Here is a 26,306-nt window from a genome sequence, read left to right on the forward strand (position 1 = left end):
AGGCGGGCTTTTTAACCATTTGATCAATCGTTCAAGCTCTTCGTTTGTCCACCCCAACCGCTCATGCCCGGCACGACGTTCACAATGCCTGTAAAGCCGTTAGCTGCAAGCTTTTGAGCTGCCATGTCACTGCGGGTTCCGGTACGACAGATGACGTAGATCTCATCCTGTTTGTTCAGCTCATCCATACGTTTATCCAGTTCACCAAGCGGCATGGATACCGCATTCGGAATATGCTCAAAGGCAAATTCCGCCGCTTCCCTCACATCCAGAACAACGATTGGTGCACCGGACTGCAGTTTCTCCTCCAGCTGTGCATGATCCGCTACATGCGGATAGGTTCGTTCTGCCGTTTCTTCTCCGGAAGCTTTGCGCAAATAGTGCTTCAGAACATCCCCCTCTTCAATCGTTCCGAGATATTGATGTCCTGTGCTTTCAGCCCATGCCTTCATGTCGGCCTTGGACCCTTTGTCGGTTGCCTCAACCTCCAGCACTTGACCCGCTTCCAGATCCTTCATCACCTTTTTCGTGCGGACGATGGGCATCGGGCATGCCAGCCCTTTTGCGTCAAGCTTTACATTGGATTCAATTACTGTCATATAACATCGAACCTCCATCTTAATATTTTTCATATACCACCAGGGGTATATTTTATTTCAAAAAAAAGGTGCATCAAACACACCTATCCTTCTCAACGTGAACACAGCTACTCTGTTTTGCCTTCCCATGCAAGCATGCCGCCTGTCATGTTGACGACTTGATAGCCTTGACCCTCCAAGTATTCCGTTGCCCGGCCGCTGCGGCCACCGGATCGGCAAACCATGACATATTCTTTGGATGGATCAAGATCCTGCTTGCGGAATTCAATCAAACCCAGCTGAATGTGGATGGCGCCCGGAATTTTCCCTTCTGCGACTTCTTCCGTTTCTCGTACATCGATAATATTCATAGTAACCCCAGCATTCAGCTTCTGCTCAACTGCTTTTGGAGAAATCTCTCTCATGCTGATAAACAACTCCCTCTTACAAATTTAGGACCAGGCACTCATGCCGCCTTTGACATTGGTCACCTTCTCAAAACCTGACTTCCTCAATGATTTACTGGCTTTATTGCTTCGCATACCACTCTGGCAGATCAATACCACTTCCTGATCCTTGGAAAGCGAATCGCTGCTCTTCAGAAGCTGATCCAGCGGAATATTTCGAAAACCCCGAATGTGATTTCCCTTGAATTCACTCGGTGTACGGACATCAATGAATTGTTTGTTTGTGTCCTTCAGCTCATGCTTCAGCTGTGACGCGGTAATTTGTCTGACTCCCTTGGTCGGGAGAATTCTCCATACGAAAAACAGGACAATGAGTGCAATGAACATGATATTGAGTATATCCATCTTGAATTCCTCTCTTTATAGAGGCAAAATCGCCTCTACTCCATTAGATAAACAAGTTCACATTGCCATCCTGGGCATCACCCAAATATGCCGCAACACCCGCGTACTCAATGCCGTCAAGCAATTCTTCCTTTTGCAAACCTAACAGATCCATCGTCATGGTGCATGCGACCAGCTTTACGTCTTGCTCCTGTGCCATCTCAATCAATTGCGGCAGCGGAACGGCATTGTGCTTCTTAATCACACCCTTAATCATTTTGGGACCCATTCCGGCAAAATTCATGTTGGAGAGTCCCATTTTATCGGACCCGCGCGGCATCATTTCCCCGAACATGTTCTCCATAAAACTCTTTTTCTTAGGCAGCAGCACATCCTCTTCCTTACGCAGTGCGTTCAACCCCCAGAAGGTGTGGAATATCGTTACCTCATGGTCATACGCGGCTGCGCCGTTTGCGATGATGTAGGCAGCCATGGCTTTGTCATAATCTCCGCTAAATAAAACGATCGTTGTCTTTTTTGGTTCTGTCACGTTATGATCTCCCCCTGTGAAATGATTAATGAAATTCGGACATCCACCTTACCCTTACCCCCATGGGTATGATGGAACTTAAAAAAATTTAACCCTTTTTAATCCAAAATTTTAACACACCGCCGTCCTCTTGATGATCCAGCAATTCATTGCCTGTCGACTTGGCCCATGCGGCCAGATCGCTCTTCGCGCCTTGATCGGTCGTATGAATCTCAAGCACTTGACCTGGTTCCATATCCTTCATCTCTTTCTTCGTTTTCACGATTGGCATAGGACATGCCAAGCCTTTTGCATCCAATACTTTATCCGCGTTCATTAAAATTCCTCCTTAAGAAGTATGAAAAAATATATTATTAAATACCCACAGGGGTATACTAAATGATATTGAATGTCGTGTCAATCATGTTGTAGTTTCCATCTTGATATGGATCAAAGCGTTAGGTCCTTCGATTATCTGCTTCTTACGAGCAGATTTACCGCTTCTACCACAAGCTTCTCTGTGTCCTGCCCGCTCTCTTTGGCTTTCTGTACGCACTCGACAAGGTTTGAGCTGACTACGACGCCTATCGTGCGATCTATTGCCGTCCGTGTTGCCGAAAGCTGGGTGATCACGTCCTTGCAATCCTTGTTCTCCTCCATCATCTTCAGGATGCCGCGCAGCTGACCTTCGATGCGTTTCACCCGATTCTTCATCTGATCATTGTAATCCATCTCGAATCCCTCCTGTCCATATACTTTGTTATTATATTTAACCTAGAATCCATATTGTTTTACATGATATTAATATATACCCCATAGGGTATATTGTCAAGTGTGTGATGCCACATATCCATAACGACTAGTCTGTTCACCACTTGTTTTATCCTGTTTGATATTTGTCACACACAGCATGGCTGCTATATGTTATGATACCCCATAGGGTATACAAATTCAATTCATAATATACGCCAATTCAGGGAGGAATAGACCATGAGCAAAAAAATCGTCATTGTCGGCGGCGTAGCTGGAGGGGCCTCGGCAGCAGCCAGACTACGGAGATTGGATGAGAGCTCTACCATTATTTTAGTAGAACGCGGTGAATATATTTCGTTTGCCAACTGCGGCCTGCCCTATTATATAGGAGAAACTATACAGGATCGCAATAAACTAATGGTTCAAACCGTACCCGGCCTCAGCAGCCGATATCAGCTGGATATACGGAATCTAAGTGAAGTTACGTCCATTCAGCGTGATGAGAAGATGGTTACGATTAAAAACCTTAAAACCGGAGAAACCTACACGGAGAGTTATGATTACCTGATCCTGTCGCCCGGAGCGAAGCCGATTGTGCCGGATATTCCCGGCCTGTCGGAATCTCGCAACGTATTCACATTGCGCAATATCCCGGACACGGACCGAATCAAGCAATTTGTAGATGATGACAACCCGAAGGAAGCCGTTGTTGTTGGCGGCGGGTTTATCGGACTTGAGATGGCGGAGAATCTGGCCGATCGCGGCGTTCACGTTACGGTCATTGAAATGGCGAACCAAGTTATGGCACCACTCGACTATGAGATGGCCGCTATCGTGCACTCGCATCTTCAGCAAAAAGGCGTTCGTTTGATTCTGAAGGACGGTGTTCAAGCTTTTCATGACGGCGGCCAACGAATCGAACTCTCCAGTGGCGACCAAATATCAACTGATATGATTTTGCTATCGATTGGCGTCCGTCCCGAGAATTCGCTCGCGGTAGACGCAGGTCTTCCCGTCAATGATCGCGGGGGAATTCAGGTGAATGAGTATTTGCAGACCGCTGACCCGAACATCTATGCGATCGGCGATGCCATCGAAGTGAAGGATTTCGTTATGCAGAGCCAGGCCTTTATTCCGCTCGCGGGTCCTGCCAACCGGCAGGGACGACTTGTTGCAGATCATATCTATGGGAAAAACAATAGCTACAAAGGCACGCTCGGTTCGTCGATCGCCAAAGTCTTTGATCTGACGGTCGCGGCTACGGGTATCAATGAAAAACGTCTCAAGCAGATACGTGCACCTTATCAAGCTATCCATATTCACCCCTCGTCGCATGCCGGGTATTACCCCGGAGCGTATCCCATTTCCTTGAAGCTGTTATTCCATCCGGAAACAGGTCAAATCTATGGGGCGCAAGCTATTGGAGTAGATGGCGTGGATAAACGAATCGATGTCATGGCTACAGCGATCAAGGGAAATCTCACCGTATGGGACTTGACGGAACTGGAGCTCTCCTACGCGCCCCCTTATTCCTCTGCCAAGGACCCGGTAAACTATGCCGGATATGTTGCCACCAACATCTTGGATGGCTTGGTTGAAACGGTACAATGGCATGAAATCGACGATCTGGTTGAAAACGGCGCAACCTTGATCGACGTCCGCGAGCCTAAGGAACGGGAAGCAGGTTATATCCCAGGTTCCATCAACATTCCGCTCAACGATCTGCGCAGCCGACTGACGGAATTGCCAGAGAATGAGACGCTGTACGTGACTTGCCAGGTTGGGCTGCGCGGATATTTGGCGGCTCGTATTTTGGCCGAGCATGGATTCCGGGTGAAGAACCTGGACGGCGGCTGGAAAACATACGCCGCGGTTTATAAGCCATCATAATCGCTCCTAACTAAATCTGTCTGGAATCGATGGACATGCTGCTTGCAATAAAAAACAACATGCAAAAAGCCCCAAGGAAATCCGGGGCTTTTCTGCATTATATGAAATAAATAATGGCTTAAATCAGCTTGTGCGCATACCATTTCTTGCCGCGGAAGCGCCATAGGAAGACCGCTCCCCTTACGCCCCATTCACAGTTCATGGCCAGCCATACGCCGAGAATGCTCCAACCCAGAACAATCCCCATAATATAACCGAGAATCACCCGGAACAGCCACATGGTCAGCATCGAAGTGATCGAGGTAAAACGCGAGTCGCCTGCCGCACGCAGCGCAGAAGGCAGAATAAAGCTTAACGACCATAGCGGAACCTGTACGATGGTGTTGATCAACAGTACCACGAACAAATCATTCACGATTTCCGGAGGCGGGTTGAACAACCCGACCAGCGGCCGGTACAGCGGCATTAGAATCAAACCCATCAGGGCCAGCGAGAAAGCGCCCAGCCATAGAAAAGATTTGATGAACTTGCGCGCATCCGCTATATTACCGCGACCGATGCATTGACCGACCACAGTCACAATCGTTAAGGACAACGCGCTGGCTGGAATTTGGAAGACGGCCGCAAGTGAAGATCCGATCGCATTCGTTGCAATAGCGTACGTACCCAGGCTAACAATAAACACTTGAGTTAAGAGCTTTCCCCCGTTAAAAAACATCTGTTCGGCTGCAAACGGAAGCCCGATAAACATGATTTTGCGCAGCATGGATATCGGGAAGTGAAACAGATCCCGCAGGCGGATATGCAGCGTGGCATCCACTCTGAACAGATAGTAGAGTGCGCAGGCCGCACCGGCAAAGCGGGCGATGTTAACCGCCAGCGTCATGCCCATAACGCCCATATTCAGCAGGGTGATGAATACGATGTTGAGCAGAACGTAGAGCAGGTTCATAATTAACGACAATGCCAGTGAAGCCCGGGTCTTGCCGATTCCCCGCAGTGCGCCGCAAACGGCCTGCACGATTGCAATTCCGATAAAGGAAGTACTGCTTCCGATCAGATACACTCGCGCACTCTCCAGCACCTCGGGTGACGCTGAGCCAAATAACAGATTCAGCACCGGCTGGTGAAGCCCAATAATCAGCAGCGCGATCGCTAAAGCGATCATCGCCACCGATGTAACGGTGGCCGCAGAAGCGCGGGATACCATCAAGGCATTGCCGCTTCCCTTATACTGCGCGACAACGACGGTGCCCCCGGTTGCCACCGCCACAAACACATTGATCAGGAAGATGTTCAGGGAGTCCACCATGTTCACGGCGCTGACCGCCGATACGCCCGAAGAACTGATCATGGCCGTGTTGACCAGGTTCAACCCGATGATGAATGCCTGGTCGATCAATATCGGGAAAAATAAAGCGAAAATCTGCCGGTAGTCCATCGACTCCCCGGATAAATGCTGTTGAAGCAAGCCGTTCATTTGGGTTCGTAATCGAACCAACATCTGTCATCACATTCTTTTCGTTGTAATATAAAAGAAAAAACTCTTCATGCGAAGAGCTTCAGGCTTACGGTATTTGAGAAATGGCAGCCGTAACCGTTCCGCTTGGGAGAGCTTACTCCCTCGCCAAGGGGACAATACGGATTGATTCATTTGATCCCGGATAAACCCCGTCTTTGATTGGAGGATACCACCAGACCCATGTTCTGTCAACGAATGTACGCCACAGGAAAAGACCGTAAACCGCTGATAAATGGAGCAACATGTGAGCCTGCAGGTTGTAACCCTTTATATAGAAGCAGAAGAGGCTTCACCTTCTGTCAGAGCCTTTAGAAGGTGGCTTCTTTTTGTATAATGTTATGGATGTAATCAACTTGATCGTTCAGAGCACAAACGTGTCGGCATCCTTTTTCACTCACGCCAAATGCGAGAATTTATTTGCTGTTATCGATACTAGCGATAAGCCGTTTCTCCACATCCTGGGCAATGCCCCGCAGGGATTCAAAGGATTCATTCTCCACCATGCCCATAAGCGCCGTGGGCCTCGGGAGTCCGATCTTCGTTCCCTCTTCAAACTCATAAACGGCGATTTTACAAGGCAGGAAATACCCGGCCAAGTCATTCTCGCTCAACACTTTTTTCGCCTCAACCGGATTACATACCTCCAGTATTTCGTACTTCTGATCAAACTCGATGCCCTTCTCATTCAATTTGTCCTGAATGCTGAATCGCCACAGCAAACCGAACTTCTCTTCGGCCAACGCTTGTTCCAAAGCAGCAATGGCATCGTCTACTGACTTATCCGTTTCTACCGTATAGTGAAACATGTTTATCCCTCCAGAATGGTAGTCATTTTATAATACGGGTGCCGATCGCACTCGACTAGCCTTATGGTAGCCAATCCGGTATGGAAATACTTCCGTGACACTAAATAAATTAACCTGAAATAAAATCATGAATCATGGTTCTGCTGGATATACCGAAGGGGTCCACCTAGGAGGATGATTTGGACGCATGGAAGTCTATTCTCGGAGGATTTTCGCTCATTTCAGGGAAATAAACGTTTGACAAAACCAAAATCCTCCTGTATTTTCCACAAAAAAGTGAATCGGATTCTCTTCATCCTGGTCATGCTGAATGACGCGTCTTGCCGCCTCGTATTGCTGCCGGGTGACCTCGAGACGAAGCAGCGCACAGCGCGTGCCAAAAGTACCCTCCCAATTATCTGCTGGAGCAAGCTTCTTGATTATTCCAACTTGTTCCAGCGGTCATAGGCATCCTGATAAATCTTCAGCATTTCATCGAGACCCATCTTGTTAATCATCTTCACATAATCGTCCCACTTCGTGAGCGGCTCCTGACCAACAACAAACTTCGCTTCCATTTGATCGACATAGGTTTTAATGTCCGTCTTAATGATATTCAGCCTTTTTTGCTCATCATTGCTGAAATACACATCGGGGTATGGCTGCACCGCATGAGGGTTCAACTTCTCGTCCACCATTTTGTTATAATCCGGCCCTTTGCCGTTATCACGCATAGCGTCAAATTTTCTTTCCTTGATCAATGGCAGCTGTCCGCCACAGTCCGGGGTTAACTTCGCCCGATATTCCTCACTGTTCATTCCTTCAGGAAAATCGAACTCCCACTTCGTTTTGGCGTCATCCAGCCATTTGATGCTGTTTCCGTAAATCCCGAGCTTGCTGCCTTCGGAGGAGTACAAATAATCGACCCACCGCATCGTTGCCTCAGGATACTTATTCTGACTCGAAATCGCGAATGTACCGCGGCGAATTTTCGATGATTTCATCGCCAGCTTCTCGCTGTTGACCGGACTGGTCAGCGTCCCAAGCATGGGGTGCTTCAAATTGTCTTCCGGTTTATCCACCTTCAGGACGAGATCTGGAGATGAATGTGGGAAAGCACCGATTTGGTTCGAATTGCCTTTGGCCGTCATTTGCTGGGACGTCTGTACAAAGGTTTCCTCATCCATCAGCTTCTCTGTGAACAGTTTGTTTAAGTAAGCGAGATATTCCTTGTACTGATCCTGCACCGGATTAAAGCGGACCTTCCCGTCCTTTACCTCCACTTCACGGCCAAGCAAGCCGAATGCTGGCAGCAGCACACTCTGGAAGCCTCCCAGTTTCTCACTGGATATCGGAATTTCATCATTCTTGCCGTTCTTGTTGGGGTCTTCGTTCTTGAACCGCTTCAGCAGCTCATACAGTTCATCCGTAGTCGTTGGCTCCGTCATAATCCCCAAACTCTCCATCCAATCCCCGTTCAGCCACAGTCTGCTCGGAACAAACGCACGAGGCTCATCGATAATGAGCGGAAGGGAGTAGATATGCCCGTCCACGGTGGTGATCGACTTTTTGATATCCGGATTATCCTTCATGAGCTTATTGAAATTCGGCGCGTACTCCTCGATCAATCCTTCTAGCGGAACCAGATAACCTTGGCCGCCGTATGTAACTTCATCGTCAGGTGTAAGACCAGCATTGAAAAACACATCCGGCAATTGCTGGCTTGCGAACGCCAAATTCTTAGACTCTTGATAGTTAGCTGCTGGAGGCGTATTGAAATTAAAATGGATATTTGTCATTTCTTCCATTTCCTTAAATAATACCATGTCCTCCCAAGGCCCGTGAATGGCCGCTTTCGCTCCCATCATCGTCAACGTGATTTTTTCACCTACAATCGGGTAGCCGCTGGTATTGAAATTTTTCGGTTCTCCCCCACTCTCATTCCCAGCATGATTCACTTTATTGCCCGCGCTGCAGCCGGCTAACAGAATTGCGCTGCTTATAATGATACAGAAACTGCTTTTTAACCATTTTTTCATTTCTTTATTTCCCCTCTCTATGAGCTTATATTGTTCATCATTGTGAAATTCCAGATGTCCCGTTAACCCTTGACGGAGCCAATCAGCACACCTTTCATGAAAAAGCGCTGCATAAACGGATAGATGACGATAATCGGCAAGCTGGATACGATCATGACGGCATACTTGATGATGTCGGCAATCCGGGCCTGTTTGGCCATTGCTTCCATGTCGTCTCCGGTCATCAGCATCGTATCGTTCATCTGATTCTGTACAAGTATTTCACGCAATATTAATTGAAGCGGATACAAGCTGCGGTCCTTCAAGTAAATGATGGCACTAAAGTAACTGTTCCAGTGAGTCACCCCATAATAAAGGGCCATGACCGCGATGATCGGAGCAGAGAGCGGAAGCACGATTTTCAGAAACAGAACGGTATTGGAGCAGCCATCGATTTCGGCGGATTCCTGGAGCTCTTTCGGAATATTGGTTTGAAAAAATGTGCGGCAAATAATCAGGTTATAGACTGCAACTGCATTAGGAATCAGCAGCGCCCACACGGTGTTCAGCATTCCAAGCCAGCTGACGAGCAGGAAGGATGGAATCAGCCCGCCTCCGAAAAACATCGTGAACACGATCAAACCCATCATGATCCCGCGGCCTTTCAAATCTTTGCGGGAGAGCGCATAGGCCCCTGGAACCGTAAACAGCAGGTTGATGGCTGTTCCTGCAACCGTATACAAAATCGTGTTTCTGTAACCGGACCAAATCTCCGGATTTTGAAACACCCGCTGATACCCTTCAAACGTAATACCTCTGGGATAAAGCCACATCGTCCCCTGATTCACATAGACAGGATCACTGATAGAAGCACTGATAACGTATACGAGCGGGTATAAGACGATGATCAGGATGAAGAACAGAAATATGAAATTGATGATTTCGAACACTCTGTCCGATCTAAGTTTCCTTTTCATGGTTGTTATCCACCTTCCTCTACCATAGACTTGTCTCGTTTACTCTCTTGGCGATCCGGTTAACGGTAAGCAGCAGTATGAAATTAATGACCGAGTTAAACAAGCCAATCGCAGCCGAGAAGCTGAACTGGCCTTGCACAAGCCCGCTTCGGTATACGTATGTGGAGATAACGTCTGACGACTCCAAATTCAGTGGATTTTGCAGCAGGAATACTTTTTCAAACCCGACGGACATAAAGCTCCCTACGTTCAGAATGAGCAAGATCACCATCGTAGGCAGGATGCTCGGAAGATTGATATGCCATATGCGCTTCATCCGGGTGGCTCCGTCAATCATCGCCGCTTCATGCTGCTGGGGATCGACTCCAGCCAGCGCCGCCAGGTAAATAATCGTCCCCCAGCCCATACTTTGCCATACACCGGAGAGTACAAACACAGACTTGAACCAGCCCGGCTCGCCCAGAAATTGTACAGGTTCTCCACCCAAAGCCTTGATGGCCAAATTGACTAAACCGGTTCCCGGAGACAGAAAGGCGATAATCATGCCGCTCATGACGACGACGGATATAAAGTGGGGCGCATACGTTACGGTCTGCACCCACTTCTTGAACGCCCCGTTCTTCAGCTCATTAAGCGCTAACGCGATAATAATCGGGATCGGAAACCCAACGATCATTTCATACAAGCTGATGCCAATCGTGTTCCATATCAAATCCCAAAAATAATAAGAATCGAAAAAACGCCTTAAATGCTCAAGACCGACCCAAGGGCTGTTCCATATCCCCGAACTGGGGGCATAATCCCTGAAGGCAATCTGCAGGCCATACAGCGGGAAGTAATGAAATACAATAAAATAGGCCATCGTGGGCAGAACGAATATATACAATTCCCAATTTTTGAAAACCGACCTCCATCTGCTTTTCCTGAGCCCGCCCCCCGCACTTTTGGCAGCAAGCAGTGTCTTGGCTGTCATGAACTTATCCCCTTTCTCAAATTGAACTTGTGAACCACAGTTAATAAATCTCATGCTATCTGTTCGAAAATGTAATCGTAAATCTGTAGATATTGTTCTGTGGTTGTTACTTTTTACATTACCTGCCATGACAAGGCGGATTCGTGTAAATTTGTTATTCTTGCTGTGGCTTGTCGATTCTTTACAATTCTGTATCAGCCCTCCTTATTAAGGATTACCTCTTCCCCACCCCAAGCTAATGGACAAAAAAAGCGCGTTCTCTCGAATCGAAGATTTCGAGTAGAAACACGCGTTTTATCGAAAAATTATACGAAGATTTATAGCTCTGTACTCACGAATACAGTTTCCGGTATTGCCCAAGCGTTATACCTTCTGTATTTTTAAATTTGCGCATAAGATTGGAGACGTCCGAATAGCCAACGCTGGCAACAATATCTTTAATCGCCAGATCGCTGTGCTTTAACAGCCGTTTGACCTCCTCCATGCGAAGATGGGTAACATATTCGGTGAACGTATAACCCGTCTGGTCCTTCATGTAACGGCTGAAATAGGAAATGGACATCTGGAAGTGATCGGCGATTTTCTCCAAATTCAGGTCATATTCCTGGTAGTGCTGCTCAATATATTGGAAAATCTCTGCTCCCATGGCGGTGTTCTTGCTTTCTTTATTTGCCTGCACATAATCGCATATGAGGTCAATGAGTCCGGTCATCCCGGCATCCAGTTGTTTCAAGGTCGTAAATTCCGCCAAATGGCTCCGATACTCTTGAGGAATACTCAGTTTCAGTTCATTCATCGTTCTAAGGAACGTGTTGATCAGATCAAAACTCATACAGCGGAAGTAAAACAAGGATACTTCTTTTCCTTCTAAATCGTGCATGATGTTAACCAGCGCGGTTTTGGCTGCTTCATTGTTTCCCTGCTTCATGCTTTGCACAAGGCGGATTTGCTCTTCGATCGGGTACCACTCACTGCCTTCCTGCCATTCGGACATATCAGCGAAATATACGATCTCCCCTTTGCGAATCCGACCACTTTGCTCCATAGCAGCTGAAGCTTCAATGTAAGACCGATTCGCATGAATCAGCCCGGATACCGGGCTGCCCACGCCGACCGTTGGCCGAAATCCGCAGCAATGCTCGAACAGCCGAGCAATTTCGCCTGCAATTTCCTCTTGGACTTGGCGCAGACAGGATTCGTTGCAGCCCGTGCTAATCAGGATGGCGAGGGACTGATCTGGTATGAGTTCTACTCCATACCCAACCGCATCCGTCATGGATATCTCGGACAGCAGCCGCAGCAGCTCTTCCCGGTTCTGCCTGGATATGTACTCACTCCCGTCCATCGGGATAACAGTCACAAAGCAGCTCTCTTCGGGAAGCGACAAATTTTCCCGAGACAAAAAAGCTATCGTCTCCTCCTCATCCTTGATTAAACCTAATATCAGTCGGACGAAAAACTGCTCACGCACAATCGGACGCTGTTCATCGATTCTCTTCATCAGGTCGCGCGTCGCCTGAACCGAATCGCGGATCAAGTCGAGTTCATTATGGCGGCGATCATCGTTTCCATGCGTCCATACCTGTAAAGTCCGTACATAGTCTGCGATGTTCCGGATCGGACGGTATTGTCTAGTCGAGAGCAGTACGGCGATCAGAATCCCGAAGGCGACAACTGCACCACAAATGAGCAATACAAAGGTCCGCATTTCCAGTACCCTTCCCAAAAACTGGTCGGTTGGCATAACGATAACATAAGACCAACCCGTCCATTTTGATTTAGCCTGCATTAGAGAATAATGTTCGCCCCCTAGCTTGGCATCATGAATGCCATCCTGGGTCTCGGAGACAAGTAACTGTTTAGCATCCTGTTCTGTCAGGTCGTTCTCGTGGCTTCTTGAAGCCAGAATGCTGTCCTTGGAATCCAAGATGTAAACGCTACCATTAAAGTCCCCTAAAATAGGACCAACCAGGTCGGTCAGCATCGATTCACGAATGAAGAAGCTAACCGTGCCGTAAGGCGATTGGCTATTGCGTGGAATCGGGAACATATACATCAGCACGTTTTGCTGTTGGCTGCTGCCCGTGACCGTAGTCTGGATACGACGGATTTCAGGGATCTTAAGTCGGCTCATTTCCTCGTCCAGGCGAATCCCGTCCAGGTCATTAAATCCGTATACACGCTTTGCAAATGTATCGAACGAGTTGATTCCGGACGAAGTATACAGCCGCTCATCCCCATGAAAATAAAGCGCAACTTCATCGACTATTGTATTATTTGCCTTATATTTGCCCAGCTCATCCACCGCTTCAATTTCCTTGTATTTCCCGCTCTTCACTACGAATGGAGTCAATTCGGAGTCAATCGAAATCCTTGAAGCCGTGTTGTCCAGACCGCGTGCCAATAAGTCGAACGTATTCTTAACCTGGTTCAGCTTGTATACATTGGATGCCTCAATTTCACTTTTGAACCGTACGACCGCATTATAATACACGACACTGCTAAGTATGATGAACGGTATGGCAAAAATCAGTACATGCGACAGTAGAAATTGATAGAACAAGCGAGAATTGGTTCGTTTGCGCCTCATTGCTCTCCCCCAATATTTAGTTCTGGCAGCAAATTAGACTGGAATGCAGTTTTTCTTTAAATAATACAACTCCTTCCATTTATTATTCGTACAATATAGGCGTTAATCGTGAGTTAGTCAATACAGAAGTGGCAGCTAACCATGACGTATAAAAGGCTTGTAATCCAAAAATCCCGCTCTCTCCGTTGTTACAAGAGAGAGCGGGATTTGGATCACATATGTGCTTCTATGCGTTAGATTCGTCTGCTTCTTTTTCCGGTATAAGCCAATGTATAGATCATACTTCCAGCTACGATAACCAACGAAAACAGAAGTAGCAAGTTGCTGTACAAGTCTGCCTCAGCATTCCATAACATCGGAAGAAGCGGGAAATCCAGCCATCGTCTGGAAAGCAAGCCTCCTACAATTGCGACTCCGATCCCTTCCGATAAGAAACATGCAAAATTAAGCATTCCCATCCCTGCTCCTGCTTCTTTCTCTTCCAGAGAATCGGAAACGACCGTTGATATCACCGTCTTCACAAAAGAAAGGCCTCCAAATACAAAAATCAACATAGCTGTTACAATCCAAGGTGATTGATCCGCCAGCATAGCCATGGTTAAAAAACCACCGATAATCATCAAGGCTCCTATATAGAACACAAAATGATGACCATTCTTATCGACGAGTAACCCCCCTAACATGCCAAACAGCATGACGCTCATGGCACCAGGGAATATATATAATACCCGCGCCAATCATGCCCGTTGACAGATGATGGACGCTTCTCATCAGATAAGGCACCATGGACAGAAATCCGGCTGCAATGCCCAAAATGACGCAGCCCGTGATCGTTCCGGCGATGAACTTCTTCCTTACGAATAAATAGGGTTCGATAAATGGATTGGGGGCCCGCTTGATACGTGTGGCGAATAATACGAGCGCTGCTAAACAGCCAGCCAGATACATCCAATGTTCATGGGTCGTAAACAAGGTAAATAGCACTACGTCAACGGAGAGCAGAGCCGCCCCAATAACATCAATGTTCCCTTTCTGTTCGGCTTCATCCGGCAGCACTTTTAAAAAGAACGGAATCGTTGCAAGCGTCATAAGAGGAAAAACAAACAACACAGACCAGTGCACATAATGGGCAACGACGCCTCCGATGACAGGCCCGATTCCTTCGCCCGTTGCAACCAGTGATCCTATAAGACCAAAAGCTCTTCCGCGAGATTTTGCATCGAAATAACGCACAATCATGACCATGACCAGCGCAGGAATGGCAGAGGCTCCCGCCCCCTGAATAAATCTTGCCGCAATCACAGCAGGTAAATAGGCATGTGCCGCTAATCCCAGCATAGACCCACTGCCGTACGTTACGATGCCTATGATGAGCATTTTTTTGATCCCGTACAGATCCGATATTTTTCCGTACACAAACGAACCTATGGCAAATGACAGCATAAAGCCTGTATTGACCCAATTGGCTGTCGATGGCGCCACATGAAATTGTCTGGCGATATCCGGCAGTGCCACATTAAACACGGTTTCATTCAATACGCTGTAAAACACCAAAAATCCCAGCCAGGCAAACGTGCCTTTCAAATTTGTAATCCGTAATTTTTGATTTGGTTGAGTAATCTCTTCCACTTGGTAGTTGCCCCCGTAAATTTAGGGGAATACGCAGTTTATAGGGTCAATGATGCGATTTCCCTCAAATTTTGTACCCAAATCCATCTTTTTTGCCGCATGCAATAATCCTCCTTTGAATATTCTGATTTTAATATAACATACGGATGCGGAAGACGAAAAATACAATGATATAGAAGCAGAGGAGGATTCACATGTTGTTTGCACCTATAGAAGGCGCCTAAATACTCCCCTCCTCCCAACCGTTAAGCTTAAACAGTGGCTATGCTCTCCCACATCTTTCCTTGGTCACTACTCCATACCAACTCTATCAATTTGCATATGATATCTAATGATAGATTCAAGGAGGTCTGGTAGCATGACAACCCCTATGGAGTTTGATGCCATTTTCAGTCTGGGTTACAACTGTCAGGTTGCCGCCCAGCTAAGAAGAAACAAGCTGCGTCATGCAGCAGGTCCGTGGGACTGGTTCAACTTCGCTTCAACCCGTGAATTTTGCAAAGTCATTAAACATCAAATCAACGATTTCATGCTCCGGGATAACCTGGACATTTATGGTAAATCCGTGAACTGTTATTATGTACGCGACAAACGATCCTCCTGTTTATCCTTCCATGATTTCAAGAACAATCCGGAAGAGCAGCCGCTATATGACTACCCCGCTTTTCGTGAACGGCTGGATCGAAGAATCGAGCGCTTTAACCGCTGCTTGAATTCTGAACAAAAGACGCTGCTCGTGCGGATCATCCCGCATAAAAAAGATGCTGAGACGATTGATCAGGTTATTCACGAAACTTACTCCAATCCGAACGTAACCCTGTTATTTGTCATGCTTAGCAGCAGTCCAAGTATTGTTACTCTTCCTTCTTTCTCGAATCAGGTGCTCATCAAGCAAATACCGAAAGGGCCCACATGGGAGGGGGATTTGGAGGCTTGGAAGACCATTCTTGGAGGATTCTCACTCATTTCAGGGGAATAAGTGTTTGACAAAACCAAAATTCACCTGTATATTTACAAAAAGTGAATCGGAGCTCTTACGAAGGAAGCACCCGTAAGTCTGGCGTTGAATGCGCCTTTCTAACGGGTGCTTTTTGTCGTGAGTCCGGCCTTCCTGTCATGATGCAACTGCCGCTCATGATGATTATTCGTTATGTTAAGGAGCGATGTTTATGTTTAGAAGATTACTGACCTCATCCCTTGTTATGGCGCTATTTCTCACTTTAATCCCCATACCTTTCGCGAATGCAGCTGCGATCGAGTTCACCGATACGGTCCAAGCCCAATTGAATGCCACGGCGGACCGGGCCGGTGGAACCGTACGTACCAAACTCATCAATCAGTACGATAATTTTAAATCGGAACGAAAGCAAGCGATGGATTGGGATGATCGAATCTCTTCCCTTCGTTATGCCAATGAAGCCAAAGCCTCGGAAACCCGCAAAAGAATCAGCGAAATCGATAAGGACAAAATCCGCAAGCTGGAGGATCAGCTCCAAGCAGCCAAAACTAAGTACCAGCCGCTGTTTAATACCTATACCGCTCTCAATAAGCAAATCGCCGTTGCTAAGAAACTCAAAGACAAAACGCTCTCCAAGATGCTGCAGTCACAGGCCGGTGGCATGAAGATCCTGGTTACCCTGGGACGTGAGGATATCCGAAATAAGCAGGCGGCACTTACGGCAGCCAAGAAAGAGAAAACTTCCAAAGCGGCTAAGGTCCGCTCTATCCTGTCCGAGATTGAATCCTACAAAAGTAAGATCAAGGGCGATAAAAGCGCAATCTCAACTCCCAATAAACTGATGACAACCGAGTGGAAAAATTTCAAAGCAGCAGTAAAGGCGAATGAATCGGCCAGAACCAGCGATACCCTTTCCAGGCTGCTGACGCTCTCCGGTCAGATCCTGACGAAAAAGAAAAGCATTTACAATCACGAACAAAAAATCGAGTCGATCATTGCACGAGCAAATGCGCAATTAAAATGACGCTTTCAATAATCCCACCAAACAAAAACAACTTCTGCCGAGGGCAGAAGTTATGGTTCGATATGCAACAAATCAACTCAAAAGTCAACTCAACTTGAAGCCGTTTGTAACGGGTATTGGAATCCAGCCAACCTGGATTGATCAAGCAATGGATAGTCATATAACATGCCTTCATAAATAACCTCGAATGCCGGATGCTGAAAGAAATCATTCGGAGTTACTGCGGAGGAAGGGCGATTCCATAGATGGATTCTGCTTTGCTTCATCGCTTCCGCTACGAATTGTGAACAGAAGTAGGATCTTTCTCTCATAATATCAAGTCCCATCAGCACGCCAAACATACCGATGAGATTGTACCCGTAAGCATCCTCTTCATCCTTATAATTTTGAATCACGCTTCTTGCCTCCTCAAATTGATCCCTTGTGACCTCGAGTCGGAGCAGAGCACAGCGTGTACCTGGAAAGTGACGGAAGGTTCCTTCGTATACATCTTCCTCAACAAATCCCCCAACCCAGGGATTGTTGGCGCATTTGCGGCCAAAACTGAACACTTCATTCAAGTTCTCGTCCAGCGCCAGCGAAGCATGATTATAAGGCGCGGCAGTAATTCGTTTAATCAGTTTGGTAAACATCGTACCCGTATCGGTCAGTAGAACATATATATTTTGGTTATCGGACATTTGGCTTTCCCCCACATACATTGATTACATATTTCATTGAATCCGGATTTCGTCAAATCCTTCGTTAATTCCATTGTAGTAGAGGCAAGCCGTTTCCATAACCGACTATAGGTGTGAATAGAACCTGGACCTAAGTCGAGTTCTCACCTGACCTGGCGACGTGATATCCATAACTATACCCCATATAAGCGACGATAGGAAGATGGTGTCATGCCTTCATGCTCCATAAATCGCTTGTTAAAGTAACTGACGCTCGGATAGCCCGCTTCCACTGCAATTTGTCCGATGGTTTTTTCTTTATGGTCGAGCAGCCACTGCTTTGCCATCTGAAGACGGCAGCGCGTCACAAAATCCATCGGGGTCATCTCCATGACATTGCGGAATAATTTGCAGAAATAGTAGGTGGTTACGCCAAGTCTGTCCGCCCACTCCTCCAAAATAAACGGCTGTGCCGCTTCCTGCTGCATGATCGGCAGCAGTTCAAGAATCCGGTTGGCCGAGTTGTTCGATTTATTGTCCGATAATGCGGACGCCTGCTCCACGAATACGGCTAACAAGGAATACGTTAGCGTGGACAGCTGCGCTGGCTTGAGCATCCGGTGGGTCTCCGCCTCACATAACAGCGCTTCATGCGCTTCCTCAAAGGCTGACGGTTGCCGAATGCTCCACAGCTGGCTTTTATGAAATCCACGTTCGATGAAATAGTTCTGCAGACCGCTGCCATAAAAGTGGAACCACCGTACATCCCACGGATCGTCCTCGCTGGTGTAATAACGCTGAGCCTGCATAGGAAAATATAGCACGGCTTCACCTGGGCCAAGCGTATGAACTACATTTTCGATTTCAACATACCCTTTACCGGAAGCCACATAATGAATATTGAAATTGTTCAGAGACCCGGCTGCCCGCATAACGGTATGGTCCAGTTCATCCCGGTATATCCCTACTGATTCGGGCAGGCAGAAGAATGGCATTTGCGGAAGGGTTAACAGATGACTTTGTCGTTTCATCATAATACTCCTCAAATGACAATATTGTTGTATTAGACTACAAAATAATATTATATCAATTTTAATTCTTGTCTTTTATAATCGCAATATAATCTTAATAAGTTGTATAGGAGCTGATGAACATGACTCAAAAACTTCGTTGGGGAATCCTTGGCTGCGCCAGCATTGCCAAACGCTCGGTCATACCTGGTTTACAGCAATCCCGTCTCAATGATGTCGTTGCCATTGCGAGCCGCGACCAGGCAAAGGCAGCGCAATCGGCAGAGGAACTGAATATTCCGACTGCATACGGCAGTTACGAGTCCTTGCTCGAGGATTCTTCTATAGATGCTATCTATATTCCGCTCCCTAACCATCTACATAAAGAATGGAGCATCCGGGCGGCGGAAGCCGGTAAACACATTCTATGCGAAAAACCGCTTGCGCTGACGGAAGCAGAAGCAGCTGAAATGGCTGAAGCAGCAGCTAAAGCCGGCGTAGTGCTGGCTGAAGCCTTTATGTATCGCTATCACCCGCGGTATGACTTGATGAAGGAAATGATCGACTCCGGTGCCATCGGGGACATTCGGGGCATACGCAGCGCGTTTACCTTCAACAGCTCCGCCAATCACGGGAATGTCCGTTTCCGCAAGGATTGGGGCGGCGGCTCGATTTATGATGTCGGCTGTTATCCAATCAATGCCGCGCGCATCCTGCTGGATAAAGAGCCGGAAGCTGTTACCGTTCAAGCCTTCTTCTCCCCTGAGCATGACCATGTCGACATGATGGCATCCGGATTAGTCGAATTTGAAGGCAATGTAGCCCTGACATTTGATTGCGGAATGTGGGCGGCTTATCGCAACCCTCTTGAAATTGTGGGTACGGATGGTCTGATTGAAGTCCCTTACGCCTATAGCCTGCCTGAGGACGGAGCGAACTTCTTCTTAACGACCGACGAAGGACGTAAAGAAATCGAGGTTTCTCGTGCAAACGCATACAGCGAACAAGGCGACCACATGGCCGAAGCTATTTTGAACAACAAACCTCTCCGCTACTCCGCAGAGGATGCCATTCACAACATGAAAGTCATTGACGCCTGCCTGCAATCTGCCCATGAACGGAAGCGAATTGTATTGTAAATACACCCAAGGAGGATATGAATATGAAATATATATCAATCAAGGGATTAAACAAACCCGTCTCAGCGCTAATGAAAGGAACGGACTACTTCTATCATGATTCGTATGAGAAAGCAGCCGCGAATATGGATGCATACCTGGCTATTGGCGGCAATTCCGTTGATACCGCCCACATCTACTGTGGAGGTCAAAGCGAAGAAGTCATCGGCAGATACATGCAGGAAAGAGGAAACCGGGATCAGATCGTCATACTGACCAAGGGTGCCCATCATGATCAGAACGGCCCGCGCGTCAATAAAAAAGACATCAAGAGTGACATCACAATGAGCTTCGAAAGACTGCAAACGAATTTCATCGATCTGTACGCACTTCACCGTGACGACCCTGAGGTTCCGGCAGGTGAAGTTATTGAGGCTCTGAACGAATACATTGTCGATGGCAGTGTTGGCGCCATTGGGGTATCCAATTGGACATGGGAACGCATCCGGGATGCCAATGCCTATGCCGAAGCGAATGGATTGGTCGGTTTCTCCTTCAGCAGCCCGAATCTCAGTCTGGCCAAGCCAAACGAGCCGTTCTGGAAAGGCTGCGTGTCTGCCGATGCAGAGACAATTGCGTGGCATGAATCCGAGCAGTTCCCGCTGCTCTCCTGGTCTTCCCAAGCGAGAGGATTCTTCACCGGCCGATTCACGCCTGAAATTCGGGATAATGCGGATCTTGTGCGGGTGTTCTACAGCGATGAGAACTGGGAGCGATTAGAGCGTGCAAAGCAGCTGGCGGCATCTAAACATGTGACAGCCATTCAGATTGCGCTCGCTTACGTGCTGAACCAGCCCTTCCCAACCTGTGCGCTCATCGGTGCGCAATCAGCCGAAGAATTAAAATCCTGTGATGAGGGTTCAACCATTCAGCTGACAAGGGAAGAATTAGACTGGTTAGACCTAACGGTTGATCAGCTGTCTTCAATCTAAATGTTAAAAGCGCCTTGTCCCAGGATATTTTCATCCTGCTCAAGGTGCTTTTTTTATAGACTAATGAACCATCTGAAATCTTATACTAGGACGAAGACATCTCCTTGATGGGCAGAAAACTCCGCGCTGCATCCGCTGCATCGTTACTTCCTACTCCTGCAAACTCCGAAGATATGCTTCATATTCAACCGTAAATTCGAGTGCTTCCTTAAAATTCGTCGACTTGAGCGAAAGGGCAGCGACGAAGGGGTAAACCTTATCATATCCTTTAGTCTCTTACTCGAAAACCTTGTAACATGCCGGCAATCACATCCATCGTTTCCTCGATGCCCTTATCGGTTGCAGGCATTTGAGCGACCCAAAGCGAGCATTCATTTAATGCGCCAGACAAGGCATGGGTCATAGCATCAACGGGGATTCTCTTCATCATTCCCTGCTCCTGCATCAAGGTTAACTGCTCCCGCAGATGACTCATCGAATGCAACTCGTCCATCTCGCGCCAAGATTCCCAGCCTACGACACTTGGACCGTCAATGAGCATAATTCGCTTATTCTGCGGTTCTACCACGGCAGCAATGAAAGCCCGGCAGCCAAACAGGAGCTGCTCCCAGGGATCCTCGGAGGCACCCGCTTCCGTCTCCACGCGCTGTGCAATTTCCGATTGTACTAATTCAAGCACGGCCAGGAACAAACCTAGTTTATTCTTAAAGTGATGATACAGCGCGCCGCGAGTAACATTAGCTTCGTCGGCAATTTCCTCTAGTGCCGCATTGGCATAGCCTTTTTCCGTAAATTGTGTTCTGGCTACCTTCAGCAGCAGCTGTATTGTCTCGTGGGTTTCGCTTTTGCTTCTTCTCATAATTAGCGTTGTTCTCCCTTATGTATCATTCTCTGGAGTCAACCTGGTTTGGTGACCACACTTCTTCATTATACTGCTCCAGAAAGGTCGGGGAAGGCGGAATGATTTTGATCATGTCAATCAGTACTCCATTCGGGTCACTGGTAATAAAATGCCGCTGACCAAATTCCTCGTCCCGCATCTCCTGATGAAGCTGCAGCTTTTCGTGGATGATCAGCCTTTGATACTCGGCATCCACATCCTCCACCTCAAAATTAAGAATCAATCCCTGTACAGGTTTCTGAAAAGCGGACGGTACCGTGGGATGGTCTTTGGACAAAATGGCCATTTCATAAGTGCCTTGTTCCTGGTCTCCCTGCTTCAGGCTTACATACCAATCCGCTTCAAAAACAATCTCAAATCCAAACAACCGTGTGTAAAACTCTGCGCTTTCGGCGATCTCGTCTGTCATGATCACAGGATAAAATCCTTGCAGCTTCATATGGAAAACATCTCCTCTATTTGGGATGAATCCAATTTAACATACATACAGCATGTATGTAAATGTAATTTTAAAAAAATTTCCACAAAAAAAAGAACCTGCAGACCAGACTGCAGGTTCTTCGTTTGCTACCACAACAAACTGACAGCCAAAAGATTGAACAACGCTAGCGGCAATACTACATTAGGATTAGGCCCGTATGGCACAAAGGGAGCATATCCGGGGAAGAAACCTCTGTTGCCTTGTTCTACAAGAATGTAAACATTTTTTGCGTCTACGTTTATGACGATTCCTTCGATGGCTTCATCATCCATCGTATGCACTCTTACCTTGCGATTCACCACATTTTTCATAGCAGCATGGGCGCTTTCTCTATGCTTCTTCATGGAATGTACCAGATGGTGATCGCATTGAAACAGCATTTGCGGTTGCGTTGAATAATTGTTCATGATGCTCCTCCTTCGTTCTCTTCTATTCGCATTGTATGCAAATATCCCGTCAAGGGTGTTCGCCTATCTGAAATCCGTTTAATGAATAGCGGATACGGGTATAGTACAACCAGATGAAGGAGGGTTAAACAACATGGACAAACGAAATATACAGACAAAGCCCGGCAGCTTTTTTATTGAAGATGACAGAAAAACGGTAGCCGAAATCTCCTACTCGCCTCAAGGAAATGGAGTGATTAGTATCGATCATACCTATATCTCACCTGGCCTACGAGGGCAAGGAATCGCCGACGAGCTCATTCGAAAAGTAATAGGATACGCCCGGGAAGAAGATTTGAAAATCATCCCCGCTTGCTCCTATGCCGGGCATTATTTTGACAAAAACGTCGACGATCGTGTACTGCTGCACAAATAAAAAACGATGATAAAAATAACATATGGCATTAATAATCTGATGTACTTGTAAGGTTAAACCGCCAGCCATAAGAATGCTCCTCTTATCGGTTGGCTTTTACGCGCCTTAATTCCAAGTTCAAATTATACTTAGGTATTTTCGATTGCGATAGAGTGATCTTATCCTCTATGATCGAATGGTATAGCTTAAGTTAGGGAGGCAACTATAATCATGAGGCAAACAGCGGAACATTGGGTCTGGGAACAAATGTTTGATAAATTGCCTATTGGGGCGATCCTGATTTCTGCGGTTGACGAGCCTGTGGCGATGGTTAATGATCGTTTTTGCGAACTTACCGAAACCAAACGTTCAGAACTGCTTCAGCTCAAAGCTTCCGAAATCCAAGTTCTATCCAACCTACCGATTCAACAAATATCGCAATCATTGACATATGACGCAACGTCCACGCTCAAAAGAGACTCTTATTTTACCCGCCGTGACGGGTATCAAGTACATATCTCTGTGCGTATTTCCCTGCTTGAGCATCCCTCCCAAGGAGAAGCTCCATGGATATTATGCTGTCTTGAACCTGGGGCCATACAGGAGGAGTCGTCATTGCCGCCGATTATTAAGAATGATGAACTGCTTGCACTCATCTCCAAAAGCGGACAAGATCTTATATCCATCAGCAACGCTGACGGCATAATTGAATACATCTCTCCTTCCGCTACAGAAATACTGGGATACACCCAAGAGGAAATGACGGGCCAACACCGGATCGATTACTACCATCAAGTCGATTCCGAGCAAATGAAAGAACCGGGCAAACTATTTTCAGAGGAAAATAGCTTCGTTCGACGCATTCGCCATAAAGACGGACATTATTTATGGTTCGAAACGTCTTTTCAGCTGATTCGGGGAGCTCAAGGCGAGATTAATAAGGTTCTGGCCATTGGACGAAATATTACCAAGCGCAAAACGGATGAGGATACACTGGCCCATGCGCAGCGGATTGCCAAGATCGGCTCCTGGCGTTGGGACTTGATCACGCATACGCTAACCTACAGCGATGAAATGAGGCGAATTTACGGATATCAGATCAGTGCCACCGAGCCAAACCATAACACGCTGTTGTCATTGGTCGTTCCGGAGGACCGCGAGCGGCTGGAGGCGGCGGTGAGCAGAGCCATTCAAGGGAAGGCGAATGAAATCATCTACCGGATCCAGCTTCATGACAAGCAAATCCGAACCATTCGAGCTCAATGGGAAGTCTCCGTTACGAATGAAGGCAGACCCATGGAGATAGTTGGCATGGCGCAAGATATCACCGAGCAGGTGCTGATTGAACAGCAGTCGCTGGAGAATGAAAATAAGTACAAGCTCATAACCGAAAATTCCCTTGATTTCATATCGAGTAGCACCATAGGCTGTTCAACGTTTCTTTATTGTTCACCTTCCTGTTATTCACTGCTTGGATATCGTCCGGATGAGATGGTTGGCACCAGTATATTCGATTACGTATACGCTGAGGATATCATACCGCTTCAGGACTATTTCAAGAATTGCCTGGACTGCAAATTGCTCACACCGATCACCTTCCGTTATATACATAAGAATGGCAGGCACATCTGGTTTGAAGTCAATTGCAAGTACATTAGCACGCAGAACGGCCAAAAGAACGAAATCATTTCGATTGCCCGCGACATTTCCGAACGAAAGCTGATGGAATTTAAACTTAAAGAAAGCGAGCAGCGATATCGTTCTCTATTTGAATATAATCCGTCGGCGGTATACTCCATGAATTTGGATGGCGACTACTTAACGGCCAATCAAAATTTACAGGACCTGACGGGTTATTCCTTGGACGAGCTGATCGGAATGTATTTCGGACCGATTGTAGCGGAAAATGACATGGCTCGAACGTTGTATCATTTTAATCAGGCGACAGAAGGCATACCGCAGAGCTATGATCTGACGATAATTCATAAGGATGGACATCCTATCGACATCAATACCATCAACATACCGATTTTCGTGGATGACGAAGTGGTCGGCGTCTATGGCATTACCCGGGACATTACCGAGCGCATGCGAACCATGGAAGAGATTAAGAAACTTAGCCGCGAGCTCACTCTTTTGCTGAATACGGTATCCGAAGGCATTATCGGACTGGACATTCACGGACATGTCGCTTTTATCAATCCGGCAGGCGCAGCGATGCTGGATTATGAACCGGCTACCACCATCGGAAGACCTTGCGACCAGATTATCAAAGAAATTCGCCATGACGGCACTTTTTATCGGGGGGATGATTCTCCGCTAGTTCGAGCCGTCAAACAAGGAGTACCGCTGTCCAGAGCCGAAATTGTGCTTTGGCGAGGTGACGGAACCAGCTTTCTCGCAAATTATCAGGTCAACCCAATCTGGGATCAAGGAGAGCGCAAAGGCGCCGTTATGGTGTTTCGCGATATCACCGATGAGAAAGAGATCATCCGGGCGAAGGAGAATGCCGAACGGGCAGATCAAGCGAAAACGGAGTTTCTGACCATGATGAGCCACGAACTCCGCACCCCGATGAACGGCATCATCGGGATGATTGAGCTGTTAAGAACGACCGAGCTTGACGAGGACCAACAGAATTATACCGATATTTTGATGGAGAGCAGTAGCTCGCTGCTGCACATCCTGAACGAGATCCTCGATTTCAGCAAAATCGAGACCGGCAATATGACACTCATTCACGAACCGATCGATTTACGTTCCTTGCTTGAAGTCGTTATTGATTTATTCTCGGCCAAAGCCAAAGAAAAAGGGTTATCGTTATCCTGCAGCATTAACACCTCCACGGTACCCGATGTGATCATCGGCGATGCCCTGCGGCTGCGGCAAGTGCTTGTTAATCTCATCAGCAATGCCATCAAATTCACACATGAGGGCAGCATCATGATGAGTGTCGAGGGACTGCTCAGGACGGGCACCCAGGAAATCACGCTTGCTTTTCAAGTAAGGGATACAGGAATTGGCATCCCTGCTGAACAGCAGCATCAGCTGTTCACCTCCTTCTCGCAGCTTCACCCATCCTTGAATCGCAAATATGGGGGTACGGGACTGGGTCTGGCGATCAGCAAAAAACTGGTCGAGCTGATGGGAGGGGGCATCGGCGTCGAGAGTCGTGAAAATGTCGGTTCCTCCTTCTACTTTACGATCCCGACCCATACGCTGCAGGACGATATCACGGACAAATAAACTTCAGAGTCTCTCCTATATCCTCCACAAACAAAAGGGTAATCTTCAGCAAATGAGCTGTTGACCACCCTTCTCTCCTAT

The 26,306-nt window shown here is 47.2% G+C and carries 24 protein-coding genes and 1 pseudogene; 7 read left to right on the forward strand and 18 right to left on the reverse strand.

The window, feature by feature from the left end:
• Positions 1 to 23 precede the first annotated feature (23 nt).
• The 6 genes from J7E85_RS17995 to J7E85_RS18020 form a co-directional block, all read right to left on the reverse strand.
• Positions 24 to 599 (reverse strand): sulfurtransferase TusA family protein, encoded by a 576-nt coding sequence (locus J7E85_RS17995; protein WP_215160077.1) that lies wholly within the window; start codon positions 597 to 599, stop codon positions 24 to 26.
• Positions 600 to 706: 107 nt separating this feature from the next.
• A complete protein-coding gene (locus tag J7E85_RS18000) occupies positions 707 to 1,003 on the reverse strand; it encodes a rhodanese-like domain-containing protein (protein WP_215160079.1) in 297 nt (98 codons plus the stop codon).
• Between the two features lie 27 nt (positions 1,004 to 1,030).
• The gene (locus J7E85_RS18005; RefSeq protein WP_215160081.1) at positions 1,031 to 1,390 is read right to left on the reverse strand and encodes a rhodanese-like domain-containing protein; all 360 of its coding nucleotides are present in this window, start codon (positions 1,388 to 1,390) and stop codon (positions 1,031 to 1,033) included.
• Between the two features lie 43 nt (positions 1,391 to 1,433).
• The gene (locus J7E85_RS18010; RefSeq protein WP_215160083.1) at positions 1,434 to 1,919 is read right to left on the reverse strand and encodes a DsrE/DsrF/DrsH-like family protein; all 486 of its coding nucleotides are present in this window, start codon (positions 1,917 to 1,919) and stop codon (positions 1,434 to 1,436) included.
• A gap of 88 nt (positions 1,920 to 2,007) precedes the next feature.
• On the reverse strand, positions 2,008 to 2,235 hold the full coding sequence (locus J7E85_RS18015; protein WP_098743179.1) for a sulfurtransferase TusA family protein: 228 nt from the start codon (positions 2,233 to 2,235) through the stop codon (positions 2,008 to 2,010).
• 134 nt (positions 2,236 to 2,369) lie between these two features.
• The gene (locus J7E85_RS18020; RefSeq protein WP_215160085.1) at positions 2,370 to 2,630 is read right to left on the reverse strand and encodes a metal-sensitive transcriptional regulator; all 261 of its coding nucleotides are present in this window, start codon (positions 2,628 to 2,630) and stop codon (positions 2,370 to 2,372) included.
• A gap of 258 nt (positions 2,631 to 2,888) precedes the next feature.
• Between J7E85_RS18020 and J7E85_RS18025 the strand changes: the two genes are divergently transcribed.
• Positions 2,889 to 4,541, forward strand: a complete 1,653-nt coding sequence (locus tag J7E85_RS18025; RefSeq protein WP_215160087.1) for a CoA-disulfide reductase — start codon at positions 2,889 to 2,891, stop codon at positions 4,539 to 4,541.
• A 118-nt stretch (positions 4,542 to 4,659) separates the two neighbouring features.
• Here the strand turns inward: J7E85_RS18025 and J7E85_RS18030 are convergent, their stop codons facing one another.
• The 7 genes and pseudogenes from J7E85_RS18030 to J7E85_RS18060 form a co-directional block, all read right to left on the reverse strand.
• Positions 4,660 to 6,045 (reverse strand): MATE family efflux transporter, encoded by a 1,386-nt coding sequence (locus J7E85_RS18030; protein ID WP_215160089.1) that lies wholly within the window; start codon positions 6,043 to 6,045, stop codon positions 4,660 to 4,662.
• Positions 6,046 to 6,476: 431 nt separating this feature from the next.
• Positions 6,477 to 6,869, reverse strand: a complete 393-nt coding sequence (locus J7E85_RS18035; RefSeq protein WP_215160091.1) for a DUF302 domain-containing protein — start codon at positions 6,867 to 6,869, stop codon at positions 6,477 to 6,479.
• Between the two features lie 419 nt (positions 6,870 to 7,288).
• Positions 7,289 to 8,887: an extracellular solute-binding protein gene (locus J7E85_RS18040; RefSeq protein ID WP_215160093.1), complete on the reverse strand. Its 1,599-nt coding sequence runs from the start codon at positions 8,885 to 8,887 to the stop codon at positions 7,289 to 7,291.
• Positions 8,888 to 8,949: 62 nt separating this feature from the next.
• Positions 8,950 to 9,852: a carbohydrate ABC transporter permease gene (locus J7E85_RS18045; RefSeq protein ID WP_076321084.1), complete on the reverse strand. Its 903-nt coding sequence runs from the start codon at positions 9,850 to 9,852 to the stop codon at positions 8,950 to 8,952.
• A gap of 10 nt (positions 9,853 to 9,862) precedes the next feature.
• On the reverse strand, positions 9,863 to 10,816 hold the full coding sequence (locus tag J7E85_RS18050; RefSeq protein ID WP_215160095.1) for an ABC transporter permease: 954 nt from the start codon (positions 10,814 to 10,816) through the stop codon (positions 9,863 to 9,865).
• Between the two features lie 331 nt (positions 10,817 to 11,147).
• Complete coding sequence (locus tag J7E85_RS18055) at positions 11,148 to 13,406, reverse strand: helix-turn-helix domain-containing protein (RefSeq protein ID WP_215160097.1); 2,259 nt, start codon at positions 13,404 to 13,406, stop codon at positions 11,148 to 11,150.
• 233 nt (positions 13,407 to 13,639) lie between these two features.
• A pseudogene (locus tag J7E85_RS18060) lies at positions 13,640 to 14,999 on the reverse strand (MFS transporter).
• A 394-nt stretch (positions 15,000 to 15,393) separates the two neighbouring features.
• Here J7E85_RS18060 and J7E85_RS18065 point away from each other — a divergent pair.
• A complete protein-coding gene (locus tag J7E85_RS18065) occupies positions 15,394 to 16,014 on the forward strand; it encodes a DUF1796 family putative cysteine peptidase (protein ID WP_215160099.1) in 621 nt (206 codons plus the stop codon).
• A gap of 190 nt (positions 16,015 to 16,204) precedes the next feature.
• Positions 16,205 to 17,017 (forward strand): hypothetical protein, encoded by an 813-nt coding sequence (locus tag J7E85_RS18070; RefSeq protein WP_215160100.1) that lies wholly within the window; start codon positions 16,205 to 16,207, stop codon positions 17,015 to 17,017.
• Positions 17,018 to 17,106: 89 nt separating this feature from the next.
• Here the strand turns inward: J7E85_RS18070 and J7E85_RS18075 are convergent, their stop codons facing one another.
• Complete coding sequence (locus J7E85_RS18075) at positions 17,107 to 17,697, reverse strand: hypothetical protein (RefSeq protein ID WP_215160102.1); 591 nt, start codon at positions 17,695 to 17,697, stop codon at positions 17,107 to 17,109.
• Between the two features lie 173 nt (positions 17,698 to 17,870).
• Positions 17,871 to 18,707, reverse strand: coding sequence for a helix-turn-helix transcriptional regulator (locus J7E85_RS18080; RefSeq protein ID WP_215160104.1), 837 nt, complete (start codon positions 18,705 to 18,707; stop codon positions 17,871 to 17,873).
• Positions 18,708 to 18,829: 122 nt separating this feature from the next.
• Here J7E85_RS18080 and J7E85_RS18085 point away from each other — a divergent pair, with 122 nt between their 5' ends.
• Together J7E85_RS18085 and J7E85_RS18090 are read left to right on the forward strand one after the other, a co-directional pair.
• Positions 18,830 to 19,825 carry a Gfo/Idh/MocA family protein gene (locus J7E85_RS18085; protein WP_215160106.1) on the forward strand — a complete coding sequence of 332 codons (996 nt, stop codon included), beginning with the start codon at positions 18,830 to 18,832 and terminating at the stop codon, positions 19,823 to 19,825.
• Positions 19,826 to 19,848: 23 nt separating this feature from the next.
• Positions 19,849 to 20,796 carry an aldo/keto reductase gene (locus J7E85_RS18090; protein ID WP_215160108.1) on the forward strand — a complete coding sequence of 316 codons (948 nt, stop codon included), beginning with the start codon at positions 19,849 to 19,851 and terminating at the stop codon, positions 20,794 to 20,796.
• A 268-nt stretch (positions 20,797 to 21,064) separates the two neighbouring features.
• Here the strand turns inward: J7E85_RS18090 and J7E85_RS18095 are convergent, their stop codons facing one another.
• The 3 genes from J7E85_RS18095 to J7E85_RS18105 form a co-directional block, all read right to left on the reverse strand.
• Complete coding sequence (locus J7E85_RS18095) at positions 21,065 to 21,655, reverse strand: TetR/AcrR family transcriptional regulator (protein ID WP_215160110.1); 591 nt, start codon at positions 21,653 to 21,655, stop codon at positions 21,065 to 21,067.
• A 25-nt stretch (positions 21,656 to 21,680) separates the two neighbouring features.
• Positions 21,681 to 22,136: a VOC family protein gene (locus J7E85_RS18100; protein ID WP_215160112.1), complete on the reverse strand. Its 456-nt coding sequence runs from the start codon at positions 22,134 to 22,136 to the stop codon at positions 21,681 to 21,683.
• Positions 22,137 to 22,264: 128 nt separating this feature from the next.
• Positions 22,265 to 22,585 carry a hypothetical protein gene (locus tag J7E85_RS18105; protein ID WP_215160114.1) on the reverse strand — a complete coding sequence of 107 codons (321 nt, stop codon included), beginning with the start codon at positions 22,583 to 22,585 and terminating at the stop codon, positions 22,265 to 22,267.
• 133 nt (positions 22,586 to 22,718) lie between these two features.
• Between J7E85_RS18105 and J7E85_RS18110 the strand changes: the two genes are divergently transcribed.
• Together J7E85_RS18110 and J7E85_RS18115 are read left to right on the forward strand one after the other, a co-directional pair.
• Positions 22,719 to 23,000, forward strand: coding sequence for a GNAT family N-acetyltransferase (locus J7E85_RS18110; RefSeq protein ID WP_215160116.1), 282 nt, complete (start codon positions 22,719 to 22,721; stop codon positions 22,998 to 23,000).
• Positions 23,001 to 23,210: 210 nt separating this feature from the next.
• Positions 23,211 to 26,225, forward strand: coding sequence for a PAS domain S-box protein (locus J7E85_RS18115; RefSeq protein WP_215160118.1), 3,015 nt, complete (start codon positions 23,211 to 23,213; stop codon positions 26,223 to 26,225).
• Positions 26,226 to 26,306: the final 81 nt, after the last annotated feature.

The sequence above is a fragment of the Paenibacillus sp. ISL-20 genome (assembly GCF_018613005.1).
GTDB lineage: Bacteria > Bacillota > Bacilli > Paenibacillales > Paenibacillaceae > Paenibacillus_AQ.